The sequence below is a fragment of the Acinetobacter pseudolwoffii genome, from assembly GCF_002803605.1.
GTDB classification, from domain to species: domain Bacteria; phylum Pseudomonadota; class Gammaproteobacteria; order Pseudomonadales; family Moraxellaceae; genus Acinetobacter; species Acinetobacter pseudolwoffii.
The window spans coordinates 1-1,428 of sequence record NZ_PHRG01000022.1 but is presented as its reverse complement, the minus strand read 5'-3'; the positions used below and the strand labels follow the sequence as shown (position 1 = coordinate 1,428).

Annotated in this window: 5 pseudogenes; 4 read left to right on the top strand and 1 reads right to left on the bottom strand. The window is 47.3% G+C overall.

From position 1 onward, the window contains the following. From CWI32_RS14935 to CWI32_RS14930, 3 pseudogenes are all read left to right on the top strand, one after another. Positions 1 to 295 (top strand): annotated as a pseudogene (locus CWI32_RS14935) (S49 family peptidase); the annotation flags it as partial. Positions 296 to 368: 73 nt separating this feature from the next. Beyond that, positions 369 to 452, top strand: a pseudogene (locus CWI32_RS15430) (hypothetical protein); the annotation flags it as partial. Positions 453 to 521: 69 nt separating this feature from the next. Beyond that, positions 522 to 812, top strand: a pseudogene (locus CWI32_RS14930) (aromatic-ring-hydroxylating dioxygenase subunit beta); the annotation flags it as partial. Between the two features lie 2 nt (positions 813 to 814). On the opposite strand, the pseudogene CWI32_RS15585 reads toward CWI32_RS14930, so the two are convergent. After that, positions 815 to 1,234 (bottom strand): annotated as a pseudogene (locus CWI32_RS15585) (demethoxyubiquinone hydroxylase family protein); the annotation flags it as partial. A 15-nt stretch (positions 1,235 to 1,249) separates the two neighbouring features. On the opposite strand from CWI32_RS15585, the pseudogene CWI32_RS14920 reads away from it, so the two are divergent. Further along, positions 1,250 to 1,428 (top strand): annotated as a pseudogene (locus CWI32_RS14920) (zinc transporter ZupT); the annotation flags it as partial.

The window sequence follows — 1,428 nt, the reverse complement described above, 5'->3', positions numbered from 1 at the left end:
GCTCAAAGAAAACAAGATTGATTTCGAACTCTATACCGCAGGTCAGTATAAACGTACCGTGACCATGTTTGGTGAAAACACCAAAGAGGGCAAAGCCAAGTTTGAGGAAGAATTGCAGCAGACTCATGCTTTATTCAAACACTTTGTTGAGAAGTATCGCCCGCAGCTGAATGTTGAAAAAGTGGCCACTGGCGAGCACTGGTATGGCCGTGATGCACTGGATCTGAATCTGGTAGATAAACTGCAAACTTCAGATGAATATTTACTGAACTTGCTAACCCAGCATGATGTTTATTCCTGAAGTTTTAGGGGATGCACAATCTGGTGTGACCTCAGTACGTATCAAGTCGACCCAGGATGACTCTTAGGCGGCCCTGTATGGCTTGCTGGAACAGCAGGTCAATGAATGGCAGGCAGAAGTCGTAGATGAAGAGCCGAAGTATATGAGTTAAGATTACAATGTATTCAAAAGCACACTATCGGTGTGCTTTTTGATTTTAAAGGGTTGGGGAATAAGTTAGATACTTCATCATCAAATCAGTCAGTTCCTGTATCGCGAAGCAAAATTGCTGGACGACTGGAAATTCCGCGATTGGTTGGATACCTTGGCTGAAGATATTTCTTATACGCTACGTACCACACCAAACGCGCAAACCCGTGACCGTCGCCGTTCAGTTGAGCCACCGACGACTTGGGTATTCAACGATACCAAAGACCTTTTAGAGCGTCGTGTCGCACGTCTTGAAACCGGTATGGCTTGGGCTGAAGAGCCTCCATCACGTACCACTCACATGGTGAGCAACGTGATCGTATAAATTTGCAGTGCCCAGATGTAGTAGTCCATACCTACGCCTGGAGAATATTCGATACCTGACAGTGGAGGGTATGCCATCCAGCCTGTTGCAGCGAATTCACCTAACGCAAGTGAAACCATCATCAGACCCGCAGCGCCGGCAAATAACCAGGTAAAATAACTGGTCTTGGTCATGAGTTTGGAAATAGCTGTCATGGTGATTTTGACCGGAGCAGGCAGATCTACACCGCCTGCCTTCAACGCTGTATCCCGATGATGCAGCTCATCTTCGTTCATCTGTTCCAGAATACGGCGAGAACGCTCATCTTGCAGCGGCAACTGACTGATATGATGCTGCAAATGCATGCTCACCTGACGTTCAGTTTCTGCGACAAAACCCAGACTGTATTTATCACCGGCAATTCCGGCCAGCGCGCCCATACCAAAGGACAGGCTGGTGCCGCCTTGGGTTACTTTATTCTGGCACCTTATATGAGCGATACAGTATATGGTCTGGTTTTTGGTTTAATTGGCGGGGTGATGGTCTATCTGGCACTGGACGAGTTATTGCCGACTGCAAAACGTTATTCCGAAGGGCATGAAACGGTATATGGACTTGTGAGCGGTATGGCTGC